General features: G+C 35.3%; 1 protein-coding gene. It reads right to left on the bottom strand.

Going from position 1 to position 453, the window contains the following annotated elements:
- On the bottom strand, positions 1–453 hold a 453-nt coding region (locus E0946_RS07185), incomplete at both ends, for an FtsW/RodA/SpoVE family cell cycle protein (RefSeq protein ID WP_165942108.1).

Raw genomic sequence — 453 nt, 5'->3', positions numbered from 1 at the left:
ACGCTGTTGCTGATAATCTTTTAATCCATTCCAGAACACTGGCGTTATAAGTGCTATAAACAGATTAAGAATGGATGAAATGGATACGGTAACCCAGGATAGTCTTGCTTTCAATAATAGATAGACTAATACTATAATCCAGACAATGATAGCAATCCACCAGAAAGAAGTAATTATACTAATCACAGGAGAAATAATCAGCAGTATGTAATACAGAGGTAATTCGGCAGCGACAAGCATTGCCAGCAGACTAAAGAAAAAGACTAAAGAAGAACCAAAATCTGGCTCAATTAAGATAAGCAAAACGGGTAAGGCGGTTAATCCGAGAGCAATAAATATCTGTTTAATTTCTGTTAAATTGTCCTTTGAGATAGCTCTTGCTACTACCAGAATAGTTAAAAGTTTTGCACTTTCTGAAGGTTGATAATTAATTCCTAAGAAAGAAAACCAGCG

It is taken from the genome of Candidatus Syntrophosphaera thermopropionivorans, assembly GCF_004353895.1.
In the GTDB taxonomy this organism is placed as follows: Bacteria; Cloacimonadota; Cloacimonadia; order Cloacimonadales; family Cloacimonadaceae; genus Syntrophosphaera; species Syntrophosphaera thermopropionivorans.
This window is presented reverse-complemented; position numbering and strand designations above follow the sequence as displayed.